This is a genomic window from Calditrichota bacterium (genome assembly GCA_013152715.1).
Lineage (GTDB): Bacteria > Zhuqueibacterota > Zhuqueibacteria > Thermofontimicrobiales > Thermofontimicrobiaceae > 4484-87.
On the sequence record JAADFU010000068.1, the window covers coordinates 1 to 19,808 of the forward strand.

Below are 19,808 nucleotides of genomic sequence, written 5' to 3' on the forward strand. Positions count from 1 at the left end.
CTGATTTTATTTTTCTTAATTCTTCTAATCAATTTTAGTCATGGAGAAAAAAATGAATCGATTAAAATTTATCTTAATAGAATCGCTCATTTTATACGCTTTGTTATTCTTTCCCGGTATTCAAAGCTACGCCCAAGTGGGCAGTTCCAATTCCAAAATCACCACTTCTACAATGTCCGAAGCCGGCGGAGAGATCCAGTCGAGCCAGTACAAGATCAGCCAATCTGTGGGGCAGGTCGGCGTCATTGGTGAGGTAAGCAGTGCAAATTTTGCTGTGATGGGAGGATATTTAAATCAGGCGTATGCAGAGGTTCAGATTGTTGCTGAACTTTCCTTGCCTGATACAGTTGGCGGGAGCGGTGAGACAGTTTATGTGCCTGTTTTTGTGAGTACGGATTCAGCCATTGGCATTGCGCAGTTTGTGGTGGAATATGATTCTTCCGTCATCAAATTTGTCGGCGCGCAAATCGGCGGCGGACTTTCCGGATTCAGCGTTAGCCAGACCAATGAGAATCTGCCGTTTGATCCGACAGCGTCCGGCGCCAACGAAAATGTGCTGGTGCAAATTTCCGGCGGTGGCCAAGCGAGTTTTTCCGGGGATTCACTGGAAGTCGTTTTGCTGGGATTTGAGGTCGTTGGCGATACCGGAACCTCGGTGCTTGCCTTTGACAGTGACGCCAGCCACACTTTTTTGACCACGGTCAATTTGTCTGACATTCGCGGCGCTGCCCTTAATTTTTTCAACGGCTCGCTTGCGGTGCAGCCCGGCTATCTCGTTTCCGGTACAATTAGCTACTTCGGCAACGAATCTCTGGTGCCGGACGCAACGGTCACACTTGACGGCAGAACAGCGAGCACTTCGGAGCAGGGAGAGTTTAGCTTCTCCAATGTGCCCGGTGGAAATTACAATTTATTTCCCACAAAAGCTGGCGAATTAGGCAATGCCATCAGCGCCTACGATGCAGCTTTTATTTTACAAAAAGTCGTGGGATTGATCAATTTGACGCCGTACCAGATGATTGCCGCTGATGTTTCCGGAAACGGCTCTGTCTCCGCTTTCGACGCTTCTTACATTTTGCGGTTGTTGGTCGGGCTAATTGATGAGTTTCCGGTGGCGAAAGATTGGACTTTTGTACCGGTTAGTTTCGCCATTAATGAGACCAATTGGAACGCAGCGCCCGATTCCATCTCTTACGCGCCGCTCAATTCGAATCAGACCGAACAGAATTTTTACGGCATCGTTTACGGCGACGTCACAGGAAACTGGTCGCCGGGCGGAAAAATGCTGGCAAATCTGCCCAGGGCGGCTTCCGGTTCGGCAACTTTGGGCTGGGGAAAAATTGAAAAGCCGACTCCGGGAAAATTGACGATTCCGCTTCAACTGCAGATCAGCGGAGATTTGTTCGCCGCGGAGTTGAAATTTCGCTACGACGCGGCGCAGATTTCTTTTGAAAGCGCTGAATCAGGGAAAAGCTGCTCCGACTGCGAAATGGCATTCAACGACGATCACGGTGAAATTTCCCTGGCGATGGCAAGCGGCAAGCCGCTCTCTTCGGAAACAGAGTTGGTCGTATTGAAATTCAAACTGAAGGACACAAAAAATCATTCAGGCAATTTATTGGAAATTGAGCGTGCCATTTTCAACGAAGGAAACATCAAAGCTGGCGCCCTGCCGACACTGGCGAATCTGGACAAAGTATTGCCCCAAAAAACCGAACTTTTCCAGAATTACCCCAACCCGTTCAATCCGGGCACGGAAATCAAATATCAGCTTGACCGAACCTGTAATGTCAGAATCACAATTTTTGATCTGTTGGGAAAAGAAGTCATCACACTGGTCGACAAAAAATTGGACGCCGGTACTTACACGGCAGCCTGGAACGGTCGCGATAAAAATGGCAGCACCGTTGCCTCGGGCGTTTATCTCTATCAGATGAAAGCGGGCTGGTACTCAAATACGAGAAAGCTCATCTACATCCGGTAATCGAATTTACAAAAAAATAGCAGAAAGCATGTGGCAAAACCGGATCGATCAGCGTCAAATTTGCCGTCGGAGTCATTTCCAAAATTGCAGCGGGAATGGCTCCGCGGCAGATTGACAAAAATGCGTTTCTGCATTTAAAAATGCAGTCTGAATGAAATCGGAAAAGGCATTGATCAGAGAATTTCCCGAATCGTCTCGCGGTAAATGACGCCTCTTTCTTTCAGACCTTTTAACATGAACGACACGCATTCTGGGTATTTGCCTACATACTCGGGCGGAGAAATCCCTTTCTCGGCATAGAGCCCCTTTGCGATCATGCGCAGCGCCATTGTGGCAGTGTAGCCCGTGGTTCGCGCCATGGAAATAGTGTCCGTTTCCCGATCGTACCTGTCCAGCAAATCGTACTCGTAGCGAATTTTCTTCCTGTTTTGGGAGCCTTCGACAATAATTTTCATAACAGTGAAGTCGCCCTCCCCTTTTTTCAATTTCCAATGGGGAAACATCACCTGCGCTGTCACGTCCAGCGGCGCGATTTTGACGCCATCGATTTCGACTGTCCTCTCTTTGCTAAAAAATCCCAATTCTCGCAGCACCATCATTTTTTCAATATGCCCCGGATAGCGCAGCGTTTTTTCCTTCATATTTTTCGCTTTGATCGTCCGCGCCAAAGTTCGCAACCCGTCGGTGTTGAAAGCTTCCAGGGTGCCAATACCAGGGAAATTGATCAACTCCGCATCGGACAAAGCGGGTCTGACAATCTGGCAGCCATTTTCAATATATCTGGCGGGGCGAGTGTACTCTTCGATTACATCGATGGGCGAAAAAACCGCCTTGTATTCGCTGGGCCATTCGCGTATCTGCGGCAGACCGCCGACGAAAGTAATTACCGTTTCGACCTCATCCATTTGCTGCGCCGCATGCATGATGAGAATGTTATTCATTCCCGGGCTGACGCCGCAGTCCATGATCTGGGTGACGTTCATCTCTTTCGCCAGATCGTCCAGCAGGAAGGGATCTTCTTCATAAAATGAAATATCCACCGAACTCTTTCCTGCCCGCAGGATAGCTTCTGCCGTTTTAAAGCCCATAAAACCGGGCATGGCGTTAAGCACAAAATCATATTCCTTCACCAGATTAGTTACATTCTTGGGATCAGAAAGGTCTTTCTGAATAACAGTTAAATCCGAATATTTCGACTTGATTGCTTGCAATTGTTTCTCGTCTCTGTCGACAACTGCCACATCGAAATTTTCATCTTTTGCTAAATCAATTGCGAGGGGACCGCCGACCAGGCCGGCGCCTAAAACAACAACTTTCATTGAGGGACCTCCGTGTTTTTTTTAATGAGCACTAATTTTGAGAGACGGCAAAACACGGAAGAATTACAGTCCGCTGAAGCGATTGATGTAAGCGCTGAAATATTTGGGCATGTTTTCTTTTGGCAGGAATTTCAAAAATTTGTTGTCAATTGGCATCTCAAAATCTCACTTGTTCGGTCGGTAGTATTTTTTCCATATAAAATTATTTGAAATCCGGGGATAATTATAGTTTGAAAAAAATCACCTCAAGCTTCGTCATCAATTTGAAGGCAACGCCGAAAAAATAAAAACCAAAATTTTAAAATAATAGTTTCCGCAAAATCACATCCACAGGCTTGCCGCTTTTGGCTTTGGTCACCTGCCTGGGAACGGAGATGAAACCGTTGCTGCGGGCAAGCTCAAAAATTGTTCCTTTGCCTAACGGGCTTATTTTTTTTGCCACTATTTTCTCATTTTTAAAGGAAATTTGCGCCGGTTGAAACAAATGGTAGTCCCCTTTTTTCCGAAGAGAATCATCAAGGATCGCTTCGACGCGCATCGGATAAAGCGAGGGAAAACCCATCATCGTTCGCAACACTGGTGTCAGGAATGCCTCGAAAAACACGGTAATTTCAAACAAATCCGCAGGCAGCAGACAAACAGTTGTTTTTTTGATTTTTCCGATCCGGACTTCTCCGCCGGGGACCATGCCAATGTTTGTAATTTGCCACCTGACGCCGAATTTTTTCAAGACATCCAGAATGAGTGTTTTCCTTTTCTCCCCGGAAAACCCAGTTATTAAAATAAAATGATAACCGGCCAATGATTTTAGTTTGCCTTCAAAAGCTTTTTGTTCGTGATTCACCGGCCCGAGATATTCCGGCTGCGCTCCCGACTCGTAAAGCGCCGCCGCTAACGACAGACCGATGGCATCCCACAATCTACCGCGGATGACTCGCTTGCCGACTTCCACCAGTTCGTTGCCCACAGACAACACGCCGACTTTGGGCGGCGGAAATACGCGGACGCGGTCGATGCCAATCATGGTCAGCATCCCGATTTCCAGCGGTGTCAAATATGTTCCGGACGGCAGCAGCAGTTCCCCTTTTTCCAGCATCTCTCCGGCAAGAGCGACATTCTCACCGTTGCGTATTTTTTTTAAAATTCCCACTCGCGCGCCTTCCATAACCACTCTCACGGCATCCATCGGCGCCACCGCGTCGCTGCCTACCGGCACAGGCGCTTCAGCTTCGATTTCCATCGCCTGACCGCGCTGAAGTTGTTTGTCGGGAAACTTACCCGCCAAAACCGTTCCAATCACTTCATGCACGGCTTTCTTGTTTCGACTGTCCTGCGAATTAATAGCAAAGCCATCAGATTTTGCCTGCGAAAAAGGCGGCAGATTGACCGGTGAAATGACATCGCGCGCCAAAATCCGCTCCATTGCATCAGTCACCGGGACTTCAACCGGCGCCAGACGCGGATTCTCTGCTATTGTCCGGCTGAGTGCATCTTCAAAATGAGTCATTTAGGCAAATCCTTCGTATTTAATGTCGCAATTCTTTTCAAAAAACTTTATGGATATTTTTCAATGTCGCGCCCCAGTGAAAATTTTTCACAAACCGGCGTTGCGAAATTAACTTGAACAAACCTTTCAGCCGAGTTCCGATATTTCTCGCAAATAAAAATTTCAGCGAATTTTCTGACAGAGACTTCAACGTGCTGTCTGCCGGAAACCACCAGAAATTCGTCTCGTTATTTCCTTTATCGTAGCTGACATATTTGAGCTGCACCATTTCCTGCAAGCCGGGGATGCCGCGCGTTCTGCCAATACCGCTTTTTTTGAACCCACCCCAGGGCGCATTTGGCTCAGCCCAGGAAAAAGTGGCGTCATTAATCACCACCGTACCGGCTTGCAACTCTTCCATCATTCGTCGCGCCGTTTTTTTACTGCCGGTCCAGCCGTAGGCAGAAAGACCGAAATCCACGTCGTTTGCCAGACGAATCGCCTCATTTAGGGAATCGACAACCATAATTGGCAGCACCGGCCCGAAAGTTTCCTCGGTCATCACTTTCATGGAATGATCCACATCAATTAGAAGCGCGGGCTGCAAAAAATAACCCCGCTTTCCAATTCTTTCGCCGCCGTAAAGCAATTTCGCGCCTTTTTGCAGCGCGTCAGAGAGATGACTGAGCACAAGCAGCATCTGGCGCTCATTTTCCATCGGGCCGACGTCTGTATTTTCCGAGAGCGGGTCACCGACACGAATTTTCTTGATATTTTCCAGGCATTGGGCAATAAATTTTCCGGCGACAGGTCGCTCAACATAGACTCGCTCCACAGAAGCGCACACCTGTCCCGAATTAAATGTCGCACCCCAGACAATGCCGCGGGCAGCGCGTTCAATATCTGCGTCGGCAGCAACGATTGCCGCGTCTTTTCCGCCCAGTTCCAACAAAACAGAGAACTGTTGCCCGGCCGCAGCACACATCACTTTTGTCCCGGTTTGCACGCTGCCGGTAAAAATAATTTTGTCTACGCCGGGATGGCTCGTCAGGTAGGAAGCATCCTCATCTGAGATAAAAATTGTAGTCAACACACCCTTCGGAAAACCTGCTTGCCGAAAAAGGTCGTCAATTTTTTTGCCAATAAAAGGCGTACCCGGCGCAGGTTTGAAGATAACTGTATTTCCCGCGACAATCGCGGAAACGATCTCGGGAATGGGAACAGAAAAAGGGAAATTCCAGGGCGAAATGACCACAACCACGCCGTAAGGCTCGAAGCGATAACTACTTTTTTTGTGTGAAAAAAGAATCATTTCATGCGGCGCCCGCTTCTCGCGCAAGACCTGTCTGGCATGGGCGGGAATTTTTTTCAGTATCATCAACACAGCCGCTATTTCACTAAGCAGCGCCTCGGTCTTCGTCTTGCCCTGCTCTTTCGCCAACAGCGTGGCAATTTCTTCGGACTGGTCATAAATGACGTTTTTCAAACGGCGGACATATTTCAGCCTTTCTCTGAGCGGAGTTTCCGCCCAATTTTTGAATTCCCGATTCGCCTTTTCCAGTGCAACATCTATTTGCTCGCGCGTCTGCAAAGGGATGCGGCCTATTTCTTCTTCTGTCGCCGGATTGTATGAGACAAATTCATAGGAATCTGCTACTTCCGAACGTAATAATTCGTGCATTCTCCCTCCGAATAATTTTTCTCACTTTTTTTGTGGGATGTGACTCATGATGTATTCCGCCAGCGCCGTGATCGTCAAACTGGGATTCACGCCCAGATTTGCCGGCACAATAGAACCATCTACGATGTACAAATTTTCATAATTAAAAACCCTGCCGCATTTATCAACAACTCCGTGATCGGAATCTTTGCCAATGACGCAACCGCCTAAAATGTGGGCGCTCATTGGTCGATTCAGTAAAACTTCTGTGACCGCGCTCTGCGGAATGCCGTTGATTTTTTTGGCAATGGCACGCGCCGCTTCATTTGCTGCCGGAATGTAAGTGGGAGCCGACTTTTTTGTTCCCTTCGAACTCAAACTGCGCACAAAAGGAAACCACCACCGTCTTTTCCAGACAAATTCGATTGTATTGTCAAGAGATTGCATGACCAGCAAAATGATCGCGTGTTTTGCCCAGCCTAAAGGCATGCGCGAACGCAAAAAATCGATGGGATGAGTCAGGCAATTCCAAAAATGCTTGAGCGGTCTCGTCAATCGCGAACCGCCGTCCGTCGCCAGGGTTGACAACCAAAACATGGCATCTGCCCCTTCGGGATAGCGAACCGGCTCGATGTGCGTCACTTCGTCCACGTACAAACTGGAGGTAATGGAAATGCCTTCGCAAAAACGGTCGTCGTGATTTTTGCCCCGCACGCCCACCATCACTTCGCTGTTGGTGCGCACAACTTTTCCCAGTTGATCGGACAAATCCGGCAAAGCGGTTTTTCTTTTGCTCTCCAATAGTAACTTATTCGTTCCCAGAGCGCCGGCGGCAAAGATCACTCCTCTCGCTCGGAATTGCTTTTTTCGTCCGCGAAAAATTCCGATTGAACGCCTGGTTTCGACCAAATACTCTCCAGCTTGCGATTGCGACACCAGCGTGGCTTCTGTTTCCGGAATTATTTTCACGCCCAACTGTTCCGCCAAATACAAATAATTGCGATCCAGCGAATTCTTGCCCCCGGTTTTGCAGCCGAGCATACAACCGCCGCCGTGATCGCAGCCGGTTCGTTTCGGGCCTTTGCCGCCAAAATAGGGATCAGGTACCGTCTTCCCTTCTTCGCCGAAGAACATTCCCACCTGCGTCGGCGAAAAATAATCTTCCCTGCCGAGGTCTTTTGCATACTCCCGTAAAAGCTCGTCGCTTTTCCACAATCTCGGATTTTGCGTGACACCTAACATACGTTTGGCTTCGCGATAAAACGGCGCCAGAGTTTTCTTCCAGTCGGAGTTCAATTCCGCCCATTGCCCGTCATGAAAAAAGGAATCCGGCGGATCATACAAAACGGCGCAATAGACCAGACTTCCCCCGCCGACGCCGGCGCCGCTCAAAATAAACGCATTGTGCAACATAGTGAGTTGCTGAATTCCGGTGAAATGCAGTCGCGGCAGCCACAGCCATTTCCACAATTGCCAATTTGTGTCGGCAAAATCTTCGTTGCGGAAGCGTCTCCCCTTTTCAATCACACAGACAGAATACCCTTTTTCAGCCAGACGAAGCGCTGCCACACTGCCGCCAAAACCAGAGCCGATGATGACGTAATCATAAGTTTGTTCCATTGGGCCTCCGAGTCAAAGGGAAGAAGGGATATTTCAAAGCAGGATGATTGTAGAGAATAAAACGGAAAAGAAAGATAAATGCGATTAACCGTGATGATGTAAATTTCATAACAGACTATTTTCCTGTTGAAAATTCTATTTTTAACACGTCAAATGAAACGCCCCGACGACTGTCGCTTTCCCGCTCGCTTCGTTGTAAAGTTTGTAAGCTTTGCCGGTTTTCTGGGAAATTAGGCGGACACTTTTTCCTTGCAAATACTCTTGAGTTTCCCGCAAAATTTTCACCAACCCGAACTGTCCCGTGCCAACAATCAGTAGTTCCGGCTGATATTTTTCGATCACGCTCGCAATGTCTGCGACGCACAACTCGTGTCCCTTGCGGCGCCACCAATCAGGAATCACTTTCTCCGGCGTCACAATCACATCGCGGCGGTAGGTCACGCCATCAATGATGATTTTGCCAAAACTACAATACTCAATCATTTTTTTTCACAACGCGAAATGACAAATCAAATCTTTCTTGCAAAAAATTGCCGTAATTTTCTGCCTGCTGTTTGTCGGCAAAAGAACCAACTCGCACTAAATAAAGCTTTCTGCCGGAAACAATGCGCGGCACAATTTCCACCGAATATTGCAGAGAGGCCAATTTTTCCTTAATTCGGAAAGCATTCCCTTGATCTCTGAAAGCGCCGACTTGAACCGTGAAAGGGCGATTTTCGGATTGGGGCGGCGCTTCTGGCTTTTGAAAAATATTTTCAATCGGCTCCGGCGAAATCACAGGTTCCTTGCCGCCGGAACGCATTTGCTCCACTGCTCTTTGTGCATTTTTTGTAAAAAAATGATTCGGATATTTTTTAATGAATTTTTTGAATGTCTTTTCAGCTTTCTTTTTGTCCCCTAACATGCGGGAACAGACAGCCGAAAAATAGCTGGCGCCCGGCGCATATTTTGATCTGGAAAATTTCTTGACAACTTTGTCAAACCAGAAGCGAGCACGTTGATAGGATTTGGTGATGAAAAAATACTCGCCTAATTTCATCATCGCCGCTTCGGCATAGTGGGAATCGGGAAAATTTTCAGCGACTTTTTGATAAATCGCAGCAGCTTTTTCGCCGTCGGTTTCCAGATAAGCTTCCAGGTAAAGCGGAATGGGACTATCCGGCAATTGGGAACGAATTTTCTCCAGCCGCTGCTTGAGCTGTTCACGGCTGTTATTTTCCACCCACTCAAACAGCCGCTCGTCAATGTCCTGATTTTGCGCGCGTAGCGGCAAAGTGAATAAAAACAACAAAAATATCAGGAGCAATTGATGTAATGAAAATCGCTTCACTATTTTCTCAGTTTAATTATTCCGGTGGCATTTGCCAAAAAATTAGCTCACAAAAGTATCCCATTCCAGACAATTCGGGCATCGCCACAGCGGTTCTTCGCTGACATGTCCGCAATTTTTGCAGGCATAAAATTTCTCTTTCTGTTCAAAAAGATCATCGGCAAGTTCAAGGGCATATTTCAGCGCTTCGTCGGTTTTCCCGATGCGAGGCAAAAATTTCGCCAAATACCTTTTCGCCTGCATCGAATTTGCATTTTTCTCCAGGCAATTCTGGCACAAAGCAATCGCTCGTTGGAGTTCGCCCTTGCGTTCGTAAATATCTGCCAGCGCAAAACGCACCGGTTCATTGTTCGGGTCTTTTTCCAGTAACTTGCGAAAAATTGATTCGACCTCTCCGAAATTTCCGATGTGAAACAAAACATCCCGAAAGCGCTGAAACGCCAGATATGCCTTGTCCGGCGCCTGCTCAATGAAACGCTTCAACTCTGTCAGGGCGTCGTTAAATCTGTTTTCGCGAGCGTAAGAATCGCTCAAATACAAATAAGCCGGCGGACAACCGCCGTCCAATTTTATCGCCTCGCGAAATTTCAAACGCGCTTCGTGCTCTTTTCCCTGAGACGCCAACTCGCGTCCTGCTTCGACTTTGTAAAGGGCGAGAATTTTTTTGTTTTCTGCATCCTTACTCTTGTACAAAGCTTTGCGCGTTTCAAACGCATGATCCCAATCGCCGGCTGCTTCCTGAATTTTCAAACGCAAGTCCTGCGCCCATCTCTCGTTTCTGGCGGACTCTGCCAATTGATCCGCAAACACCAGCGCGCGGTCGAATCGTTTTGCCTCTTTGTAGTCAGCAATCAGACTTTTCAAAATATCGATACGCTGTCCCACATTCAGACTGGGCCGAATGAGCAAGCCGCGGTGAATTTTAACCGCGCGATCATAAAATCCCCGTTCGCGGAGAATGTCGCCGATTTTCAAATAGGCGTCGATGTTGTGCGTGTCATTCCGTACTGCGAGACGCAACTTGTCCAGCGCCGCGTCCTTGTCGCCGGCGATCAAATAGTTGAGCGCAGTCGTGTATTCAAGCGAAGCGTCAATTTTTCTCCCCCGACGCCGAATGAGAATGAATGCGATCAGCAAAATAATAATTAATCCGACACCAATTAAAATATAAGTTTCCGTTGCCATCCATTTTCCTCACGATTAAGCTAAAAGTTCTTTATTCAGATCATCTTCCTGATCTGAATCGTCTTCGATGGGAATGTTGCGCAATTCGTCCAATTCTTTGTGCAACATCTTGTTTTCGCGTTGTGATTTTTTGAATTCACTTTTCAATTGCACTATTTTAAAAATGGAGCCCGCAAACCAAACTAAAATGCCCGCCAAAAAAGAGAGATACATCACAATCCACAACGGGATGGGCAAAGAGCGCCACTTGACAAATTCAACGGTAACAGTTTGAGTTGCATTTTGTGTCGCGAAAAGAATCAAAAATAGTAACGCCAGAACCCAGAAAATCCATCGAACGATCCACATAATTCCTCCACAAGAAATGTTTTCAATTTTTCAAGAGTTCACCAAAAAGAGTATGGCCTTTCACATCAACAATGCGTACATCGACAAGCACATTTTCCATTGGAGCCGCGCTATCGAATACAACAATTTTATTGGAATCAGTTCTGCCCATTAACTGATTCGGCTTTGCTTTTTTGCTCGGGCCTTCAACGAGAACTGTCTCAATTTTTCCAATTAATTTCCGATTTTTTTTCAGAGAAATTTCATCCTGAATTCCATTCAGATATTGCAATCGTTCAACCTTCTCTTCCTCGCTCAAAGTTTCCTGCAAACGTGCCGCAGCAGTGCCCGCGCGCGGAGAATATTTGAAAATAAAAGCGCCGTCGAATTCAATTCTTTTGATTAAATCGACCGTCGCCAGAAAATCTTTTTCTGTCTCGCCGGCAAAACCGACGATGATGTCCGTATAAAGCCCTAAATTTTCAATCTTCGCTCGCGCTCGTTCGACCAGTCCAAAATAATGTTCCCGCGTGTAGCGGCGGTTCATCGCCTTCAAAATTTTATCCGAACCCGCCTGAACCGGCAAATGAATGTGATTACAAATTTTCTGGTGGCCGGCAATGGCGTCAATCAACTTGTCCGACAAATCTTTGGGATGCGACGTAGCAAATCGCACGCGCTCAATCCCAGAAACATTTGCAGCACGACGAATCAAATCAGCAAAATCAAATTCACCGTCATGGTAGGAATTGACGTTCTGGCCCAGCAGCGTGATTTCTTTGTAATTCTGCCGAGCCAATCGCTCAACTTCAGCGATGACATGGTCTAACTTTCTACTACGCTCTCTGCCTCGTACATAGGGAACGATACAATACGAACAAAAATTATTGCAGCCGCGCATGATCGCCACCCAGGCATTCACTCCCCTGGTGTGCGACGGAAAAAGATCGCCGTAATCTTCGTACTCATTGAATTCCGCCAGCGTAAAATGACTGTCACCGCCGTTGTTTTCAATCTGCTGCAAAATCTGCGGAATCGAGCGATAGTTATCCGGGCTGACGACAAAATTCACAAACGGCTTATTTTCGCTAATGCCGTCTTTCAGACGCGCAGCCATGCAGCCCATCACGCCGATGACCAATTCCTGCTTTTCTTTTTTCAATTGCCTGAGCGCATCTAATCTGCCAAACACACGCGTTTCCGCATGTTCCCGCACACTGCATGTATTGATCAAAATTAAATCCGACTCGTCTGCTTTGTCCGTCAGCTCGTACCCTTGCTGTCCTAAAATCCCGGCTACCAGTTCGGAATCATACTTGTTCATCTGGCAGCCATAAGTTTCAAAATAGACTTTCTTCATGAACGTTCCCTGTTAAAAATAAATAATACAAATATTTTGGATAAATGTCAATAAATTTGTTCACTTATTATGCCGTTCGAGTAATTCGAGAAAAGAAAAAAACGCCACCGGCGAGAAAACTCTGTGTAATTAGGAATGAAATGTCATTGCAGGGTAATTGTTCCGATGAAATTTCTGTTTATCTCAGCACGGACAAAATGCTTTTTCTATCTCTTAACTGAATCAAAATCCACAATTGCTCCCAAAACAAAATCCTCCCTCGCTTTCTCAACTTTCAAATAGGCAAACTTGTTCACAAATTTCAAATCCGCTTTTGCTTTCGCCCGGACATATTCGGCAGTCAATCCGGTCATCCAACCGTCTTCTGTCTTGGTCTCCCAGAGTACACGCACAGTTTTGCCGACAAATGAACGATAAAATTCCTGTTTCTTTTGCTTGCCTATTTTTCTGAGCGTTTCGCTTCTGCGCTTGATGGTTTCAGAATCCACCTGTTCGGAAAATTTTGCCGCGGCAGTTCCCGGACGCACTGAGTAGCTGAAAACATGCAAATAAGTGAACGGTAAGCTTTCGATGATCTCCACGGTGTTCTGAAAATGTTCTTCTGTCTCGCCAGGGAAACCGACAATTACGTCCGTGCCCAGACCGCAATGCGGCAAGTAAAATTTAATCTTTTGGATGATTTCAACAAAATCCTGCCTGCGGTAAAGCCTCCTCATGCGCTTCAAAATTTCATCATCTCCGCTTTGCAGCGGAACATGCAAATGACGGCATATTTTTTCCGAATTGGCAATATGCTCCAAAAGCGCATCATTGATCTCGTTCGGCTCCAGCGAGCTCAAACGAATTCGCTCCAGTCCGTCAATTTTCTCCAGATTTTTAATCACGTCCAGCAAAGTAACTGGGGGCTGCAAATCTTTTCCGTACATGCCAATGTGTACGCCGGTCAACACCAATTCACGATGTCCGGCGGCGACCAATTTCTCGGCATGAGCCAGAATCTCGTCCGGATGATCGCTGCGGCTCCTGCCTCGCGCCAGGGGGACGGCGCAGTAGGCACAAAAATTATCGCAGCCGTCCTGAATTTTCAAAAATCCCCGCGTGTGATTCCAGAAATAGCCGCTCGCCGGCGCCTGAAATTGTTTGTTGTCAGATTTTTCAACGATGGCTTCGTTTGCGTCAGCGATTGTTTCCAGCATGGGCAAAAGATCGAATTTCCGGTCACTGCCCAAAATGAAATCCACGCCCTCGATCTCCCGAATCGTCTCCGGATGCAACTGCGCATAGCAGCCGACAACAGCAATTTTTGCGTCCGGCGCCAATTTTTTCGCCCGTCTGATCATCTGGCGGCAGCGATAGTCAGTCTTCGCCGTCACCGTGCAGGTGTTGATGACGCAGACATCGGCTTTTTTACCGAAAGGGACTACCTCGTACCCTTGTTCGCGAAATTGCTCCGCCATGATCGCTGATTCGGACTGGTTTAATTTGCAGCCTAAGGTGTAAAAACTAATCTTCTTCATTCTATTTCCAGAGTAAACGACATAAAAAAACCTTCCACAGGCAAAAATTTTGCGCCTGCAGAAGGTTATTTTCCAATATTACAGCAATTATTCCGGTTTTTCCGTATCCGTCTCCGCTGCTGCATCTTCGGACTTTTCAGCCTGTTCATCCGCGCCTTCAGCCGGTTTTTCTTCGGTCTTTTTCTTGCGCGTTGTTTTTTTCGTTGTTGTCTTTTTTGCCGCTTTCTTCGCCGGCTTTTTCTCCGCAGCTTCAGCGGATTCGGGGGAAACTTCTTCCTTCTTTTCTTCAGCCGGAGTTTCAGTAACCGGTTCCGGTTCCGCTTTCGCTTTCTTGGTTTTTGGGGTTGTTTTTTCTTCTGGTTTTGCTTCTTCCGCTTTCTCTTCGGTTTCCGAAGTCGTCTCTGCTGCTTTCTCCGCTTCCGCTTTTGTTTCCTCTGACGGGGCTTCAGCTTCAGTTATTTCCGCGGCTTCCGGAGCCGCCTCGGTTTTTTCCTTCACCGCTTCCTTGGATTTAGTTTCTTTGGCGGATTCGGCAAAAAGCTCCCCGACTTCTTTCTCTTCGGGAACAGCGGCGACCGTTTCTTTTTGATGAAGCAAACTCAATGCATAGTCAACATTCTCGGACAAAACGATCTTCTTGGCGTCTTTGTTAAATTCCAACACACACAGTTCCAATTCATCGTCCACTTTGTAACCATCAGCCGGCTTTTTCAAATTTGGCTTGGTCAAATGAGACAACGGAACAAATCCGTCGACAATGTCTGGTAATTCAACAATAACGCCTTTTTCGATCAGGCGAACGATTTTGCCTTTAGTCACTGTTCCCGGACTGTATTTGCTCTCCAATGTGTCCCACGGGTTATCAGTGGTTTGCTTGTAGCCAAGCGAGATGCGACGATTTTCGCGATCGACATTGAGGACCACGACTTCGACGGTGTCGCCCTTTTTGAGCACTTCTCCGGGGTGACGAATTTTCTTTGTCCATGACAAATCGGAAATGTGAATCAACCCGTCAATACCCTCCTCCAACTCGATAAAGGCGCCAAAATTGGTCAGATTCCGCACAATGCCTTCATGCCGCGAAGCGACCGGATATTTATCTTCCAAACTATCCCACGGATCCGGTTCCAATTGTTTCAAACCGAGTGATATTTTTTTATCTTCGGGATCGATATTCAAAATTTTCGTTTCCACAATTTCCCCGACAGTCACGACTTTGGACGGATGCTTGATGTGCTGAGTCCAGGACATCTCCGAAATATGAATCAATCCTTCCACTCCTTTTTCCAACTCGACAAATGCCCCATAATCGGAAATATTGACGACTTTGCCCTTGACGACCGAGCCAACGGGATATTTGTCCGCCACATTTTCCCACGGATGCGGTTGCAATTGCTTCAAGCCCAGCGAAATTCGGTTCTTTTCATCGTTGAAATCGAGCACTTTCACTTTGATCGTTTGATCGAGCGAGACGATTTCAGACGGATGGTTGATGCGCCCCCAGGATAGGTCATTGATATGCAACAAGCCATCTACGCCGCCGAGATCGATGAACACGCCAAAATCGGTAATATTTTTGACTGTTCCTTCCAGAATCTGTCCTTTTTCCAGATTTTCGAGAATCTTTTCGCGCTGTTCTTTCATTTCCTCTTCGACCAAAGCGCGGTGAGAAACAACGATATTCTTGCGTCGTTGATTCACTTTCACAACCTTAAAATCCAGCGTCTGGCCGATGAAAGCGTCAAAATCGCGAATTGGTTTCACGTCAATCTGCGATCCGGGGAGAAATGCATCCACGCCGCCGAGATCAACCACAATACCGCCTTTGATTCGTCTCATGCATCGTCCCTGCAAAATCTCGCCGCTCTCGTAAGAATTGACAATCCGCTCCCAGTTGTGAATAAAATCGACTTTCTTGCGGGACAGAATCAATTGTCCGTCCACATCCTCGATGTTTTCCAAAAATACTTCAACGTCGTCGCCAGCTTTGAGTTCATCGCGATTGGAAAACTCTTCTAACGGAACGGTTCCTTCTGATTTAAATCCAATATCAACAGTGACTTCTTTATCACTGATTGCCAGAATTTTCCCAACGACCAGCTCGCCCTCGACGAAATCGCTGATTGTATCTTCATAAAGTTTTTGGAGTTCTTCAAATTCATCGTCCGAATATTCTTTCTCTTCTGTCAACTCCTCCAACTTGTAAACTCTCCGTTCAGGTGTCGCTGTTTCTTCTTGGGTTGGCTCGTTAGCGTTTGTTGAATCACCTCCCTCCAGAACCTCTTTCTCGTCTTCAATCTCAGGATTAATGTTCTGAGATTGATCATCGGTTAAATCTGCCATTTAAAAATACCTCCTGAAAAATTACCGGGTTAATTGGTTAATGTTTTAGTGATTTGTTGTTTGAATTCTTCCAATTGCCAGACTGGCGTTGACGCCCCGCCGGTCAATCCGACAGTTTTCGCGCCCTTGAACCAATCCTTTTTCAACTCATCCGGCGTCGTCGCAAAATGGGAACGCGGATTTCTTTGCTGACACAAATTAAATAAAACCTGTGAATTTGAACTGTGCACATCCGCGACAAAAATAATCACATCGTTGGACGCTGCAAATTCAACAACATGACGCTGCCGATTGGTGACTACCGGACAAATTGTGTTTTTTACGATAAGATTATCAACTCCCTTCTCTAACTTTTTTTGAAAGTAGTCAAAACGCGCCACATCAATCGTCGTTTGCGCTACTAACAAAACTTTATCTGAAAGTTTTACTTTTTCCTCATCTCCTGGTTGATAAACGACCGCTCCTTCTCCGTTGCAAAAACCGAGCAATCCCTCCACTTCCGGATGGTTTTTTTTACCTACGATGACAATCTGATATCCTTGCCGGTAAAAATCTTCAACAATCCGCTGCGAGCGATTCACCAGTCCGCACGTCCCATCCAGATATTCGATTTTTCTCGATTCAATTTTTTGGCGCAATTGCGGAGAAACTCCATGAGCGCGAATGAACAATTTTCTCCCGGAAATTTTACTCTTATCAACCTGCCCCGTTTTGAAAGCTTCCTGATCAACGGCAACCAATCCCAACCGTTTCAATCGTTCAATTTCACGATCATTATGTATCAGAGCCCCCAACGCCGCGACTGGCTCGCCCGATTCAATTTCATTTTCAATCATTCGAATCGCCCTGCGCACTCCGGGACAAAAACCTGCGTATGGATCAATACGAACCTCCATCACTGTCGAGTCTCGTCCTCACTTTTCTTCTTTTCCCAGAGTTGGGCAATCAGATCGACTTGCTGCTCAATCGTCAGCGCTGTCGTATCAACTTCAATTGCGTCAGCGGCTTTCAAGAGCGGACTGTGTTCTCGCCCGCTGTCCGCTTCGTCTCTTTTTTTTAAATTCTCCGCCATTTCTTTCAATTTCGCTGATTCGCTTGGGCTATTGCCTTCCTTAAAACGTCTTCGCGCTCTTTCCTCAATAGACGCCACAAGGAAAATTTTCAACTTTGCATCAGGAAAAATCACCGTCCCAATATCGCGCCCCTCGGCGATCACATTTCCTTTTTGGGCGAATTCCCGCTGCAATAGCGCCATCCGCTCGCGAACAGCCTTTTTGGCCGCTACTCTGGAAACGTTATCCGACACCTCTGCAGAACGAATCTCTCTGGAAACGTCCTCGCCGTCCAGCAAGACGCGCAAGCGACCGTTCTGATGCAACAAATCAATCGACGTATTTTCAAATAAAATTTCCAGCTCTGTTTCAGAATCCAAATCAATTCGCCGACGCAACGCTTTTAGCGTCAACGCGCGATACATGGCGCCGGTATCCAGATACAAAAAACCCAATTTCCGCGCCAGCAGTCTGGCGGTGGTGCTTTTCCCCGAACCTGCCGGACCGTCGATGGCTATCACATTACTATCTTTGCTCATCTATTAAATTTTTCAGCTCTTTTATTTCATTTTTTGTCAAAAATCGATACTCGCCGGGCCGCAATTTGTTAACCTTCAGCGAAGCAAACTGAAATCGTTTCAGCCGCCGCACGCGATTTCCCACGGCTTCAAAAATCCGCCGCACTTCGCGATTTCTACCTTCCACTAAAATGAGCTCAACCTTTGTCCGCTCCCGGTTCAAAACACGAAATCCGGCTGGCGCCGCAATGCCGTCCTCCAGCATAATTCCCGCAGCAACTTTTTTAACGTTCGCCGCAGAAATTGGTTTCACTAACAATGCGTGATAAACTTTCTCAATCCCAAATTTCGGGTGCGTCAATCCGTAAGCCAATTCGCCGTCGTTGGTCAGAATCAAAGCGCCGGAAGAATCCCGGTCCAGACGTCCCACCGGAAAAAGCCTTCCCACGTCAGGAATCAAATCCAACACTGTTTTTCTGCCCCGCTCGTCTGAAACCGTTGTTACTACTCCGCGCGGTTTGTGCAGCAAAATATATCGCTTCCTTTCGCGAAGATGAATTCGCTTTCCGTCAACGCGGATTTCATCTTTTTCATCATCAACAATAACGCCCGCTACGGTAGCTTCGTTGTTCACAGTTACCCGCCCGGTCTGAATGAGCACGTCACATTTTCGTCGGGAAGCAACACCGCACTCGGAGAGAAATTTATTCAGTCTCTTCTTCATCGGGCTCACCTGAATTTTGCGGCTGCTCTTCCTCCGGCGATAACTCGTCGCCGCCGTCGAGAATCGACATTTGTTCCGCTATTTTCTCATCGATTTCTTCGGATTCAGCCAGATCGAGCGGCAATTCCTCCTGTGCGCTGCCCAGCAATTCTTCGATTTCCTTGGGCCTTGGCAATTCCGAAATATCATTAATGCCAAAATGCTGCAAAAATTCCTGCGTGGTGGTGTACAAAAGCGCGTGCCCCACAGTTTCGGCGCGTCCGGAGATCTGAATCAAATTTCTCTCCAACAAAGTTCTCACCACGCCATCTGAATTCACGCCGCGAATCAGATCAATTTCCGGCCGGCTGATGGGTTGCTTAAAGGCGATAATCGCCAAAGTCTCCAGAGCGGCTTTGGACAAACGCCCGCGGCTACGCCCCTTGTAATATTTTTTTATGTAATGCGCAAATTCAGCGCAAGTGACAAATTGAAAACCTCCGCCGATGCGTTGAATTCGAAAAGCGCGATTCTGCCGCTCGTATTCCTGATTCAACTCTTCCACTATCCGCTGCGTTTGAGACGGCGACAATTCTTCGATCACTGACCGAATACGGCTCTCGGTGACCGGTCCGTCCGACGCAAAAATCAACGCCTCAACCGCTGGTTTTATTTTTGATAAATCAATCACCTTTCCTCGCTATCCAAATTTCACCGAAGGGAACCGATTGTCGCATAACAATTAGTCCGCGCCTCACCAACTCCAGCAAGGCAATAAATGTCACCACAACGCGCAACCGATCGCCCATTTGAATCATCAAATCATAAAATGAAATCGATTTATTTTCAGCCAACTGACCGAGGACATAATCAATTTGCTCGTCCACGCTGATCTTTACATCCGCGATTTCGTGGTACGTCACTTTTGGGAGCCGATCCAGCACCTGCTTGAAAGTGGAAACCAGCGTAAAAAGATTGACATTCTCGCCCAGTTCAACGCCGTCGTCTTCCGGCGCTTGAAATTCTTCCAGATAGCCGCGATTGTAAAGTTGGCCGCGCCGTTCTTCAAAATCTGCGAGTTTGAAGGCTACTTCTTTGAAACGCTTGTACTCCAGCAAACGGGTCACTAATTCCAGACGGGGATCGATAACATCCTCGTCATCTTCCGGTTCGGGTCTGGGCAGCAACATTCTGGCTTTGATGCGAATCAGCGTCGCCGCCAGCAAAATGAATTCGCTCGCGCCTTCCAGATCCAGAAGCTTCATTATTTCCACATATTCCAAATATTGGCGAGTAATGTCCGCCATTGGAATATCGTAAATATCGACTTCATTTTTTTTAATTAAAAATAACAGAAGATCCAGCGGACCCTCAAAATTTCTCAATTTGACGCGATAAGCCATT

The 19,808-nt window shown here is 47.0% G+C and carries 17 protein-coding genes; 1 reads left to right on the top strand and 16 read right to left on the bottom strand.

What is annotated here, in order from left to right:
• Positions 1–52: 52 nt before the first annotated feature.
• Positions 53–1,984, top strand: a complete 1,932-nt coding sequence (locus GXO74_05380) for a T9SS type A sorting domain-containing protein (GenBank protein ID NOZ61092.1) — start codon at positions 53–55, stop codon at positions 1,982–1,984.
• A gap of 173 nt (positions 1,985–2,157) precedes the next feature.
• On the opposite strand, the gene GXO74_05385 is transcribed toward GXO74_05380, so the two are convergent.
• From GXO74_05385 to GXO74_05460, 16 genes are all read right to left on the bottom strand, one after another.
• Complete coding sequence (locus GXO74_05385; GenBank protein NOZ61093.1) at positions 2,158–3,303, bottom strand: saccharopine dehydrogenase; 1,146 nt, start codon at positions 3,301–3,303, stop codon at positions 2,158–2,160.
• Between the two features lie 298 nt (positions 3,304–3,601).
• On the bottom strand, positions 3,602–4,810 hold the full coding sequence (locus tag GXO74_05390) for a molybdopterin molybdotransferase MoeA (protein ID NOZ61094.1): 1,209 nt from the start codon (positions 4,808–4,810) through the stop codon (positions 3,602–3,604).
• Between the two features lie 37 nt (positions 4,811–4,847).
• Positions 4,848–6,470 carry an aldehyde dehydrogenase family protein gene (locus GXO74_05395; GenBank protein ID NOZ61095.1) on the bottom strand — a complete coding sequence of 541 codons (1,623 nt, stop codon included), beginning with the start codon at positions 6,468–6,470 and terminating at the stop codon, positions 4,848–4,850.
• 21 nt (positions 6,471–6,491) lie between these two features.
• On the bottom strand, positions 6,492–8,069 hold the full coding sequence (locus tag GXO74_05400) for a GMC family oxidoreductase (protein ID NOZ61096.1): 1,578 nt from the start codon (positions 8,067–8,069) through the stop codon (positions 6,492–6,494).
• Positions 8,070–8,210: 141 nt separating this feature from the next.
• Complete coding sequence (locus tag GXO74_05405; GenBank protein ID NOZ61097.1) at positions 8,211–8,552, bottom strand: hypothetical protein; 342 nt, start codon at positions 8,550–8,552, stop codon at positions 8,211–8,213.
• Positions 8,545–9,399: a tetratricopeptide repeat protein gene (locus GXO74_05410; protein NOZ61098.1), complete on the bottom strand. Its 855-nt coding sequence runs from the start codon at positions 9,397–9,399 to the stop codon at positions 8,545–8,547. The genes GXO74_05405 and GXO74_05410 overlap by 8 nt, the downstream gene beginning before the upstream one ends.
• A gap of 42 nt (positions 9,400–9,441) precedes the next feature.
• The gene (locus GXO74_05415; protein ID NOZ61099.1) at positions 9,442–10,584 is read right to left on the bottom strand and encodes a tetratricopeptide repeat protein; all 1,143 of its coding nucleotides are present in this window, start codon (positions 10,582–10,584) and stop codon (positions 9,442–9,444) included.
• Between the two features lie 15 nt (positions 10,585–10,599).
• On the bottom strand, positions 10,600–10,932 hold the full coding sequence (locus GXO74_05420; GenBank protein NOZ61100.1) for a LapA family protein: 333 nt from the start codon (positions 10,930–10,932) through the stop codon (positions 10,600–10,602).
• Positions 10,933–10,954: 22 nt separating this feature from the next.
• Positions 10,955–12,271 carry a tRNA (N6-isopentenyl adenosine(37)-C2)-methylthiotransferase MiaB gene (gene miaB / locus GXO74_05425; GenBank protein ID NOZ61101.1) on the bottom strand — a complete coding sequence of 439 codons (1,317 nt, stop codon included), beginning with the start codon at positions 12,269–12,271 and terminating at the stop codon, positions 10,955–10,957.
• 206 nt (positions 12,272–12,477) lie between these two features.
• A complete protein-coding gene (gene mtaB, locus GXO74_05430) occupies positions 12,478–13,788 on the bottom strand; it encodes a tRNA (N(6)-L-threonylcarbamoyladenosine(37)-C(2))-methylthiotransferase MtaB (GenBank protein NOZ61102.1) in 1,311 nt (436 codons plus the stop codon).
• Between the two features lie 87 nt (positions 13,789–13,875).
• Positions 13,876–16,131 (bottom strand): 30S ribosomal protein S1, encoded by a 2,256-nt coding sequence (gene rpsA / locus GXO74_05435; GenBank protein NOZ61103.1) that lies wholly within the window; start codon positions 16,129–16,131, stop codon positions 13,876–13,878.
• Positions 16,132–16,160: 29 nt separating this feature from the next.
• The gene (locus GXO74_05440) at positions 16,161–17,030 is read right to left on the bottom strand and encodes a 4-hydroxy-3-methylbut-2-enyl diphosphate reductase (GenBank protein NOZ61104.1); all 870 of its coding nucleotides are present in this window, start codon (positions 17,028–17,030) and stop codon (positions 16,161–16,163) included.
• Positions 17,027–17,722: a (d)CMP kinase gene (locus tag GXO74_05445; protein NOZ61105.1), complete on the bottom strand. Its 696-nt coding sequence runs from the start codon at positions 17,720–17,722 to the stop codon at positions 17,027–17,029. The genes GXO74_05440 and GXO74_05445 overlap by 4 nt, the downstream gene beginning before the upstream one ends.
• A complete protein-coding gene (locus tag GXO74_05450) occupies positions 17,709–18,425 on the bottom strand; it encodes an rRNA pseudouridine synthase (GenBank protein ID NOZ61106.1) in 717 nt (238 codons plus the stop codon). The genes GXO74_05445 and GXO74_05450 overlap by 14 nt, the downstream gene beginning before the upstream one ends.
• Entirely contained in the window at positions 18,406–19,095 is a 690-nt protein-coding gene (gene scpB, locus GXO74_05455) for an SMC-Scp complex subunit ScpB (GenBank protein NOZ61107.1), read from the bottom strand. The genes GXO74_05450 and scpB overlap by 20 nt, the downstream gene beginning before the upstream one ends.
• Positions 19,088–19,807: a segregation/condensation protein A gene (locus GXO74_05460; GenBank protein ID NOZ61108.1), complete on the bottom strand. Its 720-nt coding sequence runs from the start codon at positions 19,805–19,807 to the stop codon at positions 19,088–19,090. Before GXO74_05460 ends, scpB begins: the two co-directional genes overlap by 8 nt.
• Between the last annotated feature and the right edge of the window lies 1 nt (position 19,808).

Excerpts from the sequence above, each read along its gene's own strand:
- GXO74_05380 (NOZ61092.1), top strand. The coding sequence starts at position 53 with ATGAATCGATTAAAATTTATCTTAATAGAATCGCTCATTTTATACGCT.
- GXO74_05385 (NOZ61093.1), bottom strand. The coding sequence starts at position 3,303 with ATGAAAGTTGTTGTTTTAGGCGCCGGCCTGGTCGGCGGTCCCCTCGCA.
- GXO74_05390 (NOZ61094.1), bottom strand. The coding sequence starts at position 4,810 with ATGACTCATTTTGAAGATGCACTCAGCCGGACAATAGCAGAGAATCCG.
- GXO74_05395 (NOZ61095.1), bottom strand. The coding sequence starts at position 6,470 with ATGCACGAATTATTACGTTCGGAAGTAGCAGATTCCTATGAATTTGTC.
- GXO74_05400 (NOZ61096.1), bottom strand. The coding sequence starts at position 8,069 with ATGGAACAAACTTATGATTACGTCATCATCGGCTCTGGTTTTGGCGGC.
- GXO74_05405 (NOZ61097.1), bottom strand. The coding sequence starts at position 8,552 with ATGATTGAGTATTGTAGTTTTGGCAAAATCATCATTGATGGCGTGACC.
- GXO74_05415 (NOZ61099.1), bottom strand. The coding sequence starts at position 10,584 with ATGGCAACGGAAACTTATATTTTAATTGGTGTCGGATTAATTATTATT.
- GXO74_05420 (NOZ61100.1), bottom strand. The coding sequence starts at position 10,932 with ATGTGGATCGTTCGATGGATTTTCTGGGTTCTGGCGTTACTATTTTTG.
- miaB (NOZ61101.1), bottom strand. The coding sequence starts at position 12,271 with ATGAAGAAAGTCTATTTTGAAACTTATGGCTGCCAGATGAACAAGTAT.
- mtaB (NOZ61102.1), bottom strand. The coding sequence starts at position 13,788 with ATGAAGAAGATTAGTTTTTACACCTTAGGCTGCAAATTAAACCAGTCC.
- rpsA (NOZ61103.1), bottom strand. The coding sequence starts at position 16,131 with ATGGCAGATTTAACCGATGATCAATCTCAGAACATTAATCCTGAGATT.
- GXO74_05445 (NOZ61105.1), bottom strand. The coding sequence starts at position 17,722 with ATGAGCAAAGATAGTAATGTGATAGCCATCGACGGTCCGGCAGGTTCG.
- GXO74_05450 (NOZ61106.1), bottom strand. The coding sequence starts at position 18,425 with ATGAAGAAGAGACTGAATAAATTTCTCTCCGAGTGCGGTGTTGCTTCC.
- GXO74_05460 (NOZ61108.1), bottom strand. The coding sequence starts at position 19,807 with ATGGCTTATCGCGTCAAATTGAGAAATTTTGAGGGTCCGCTGGATCTT.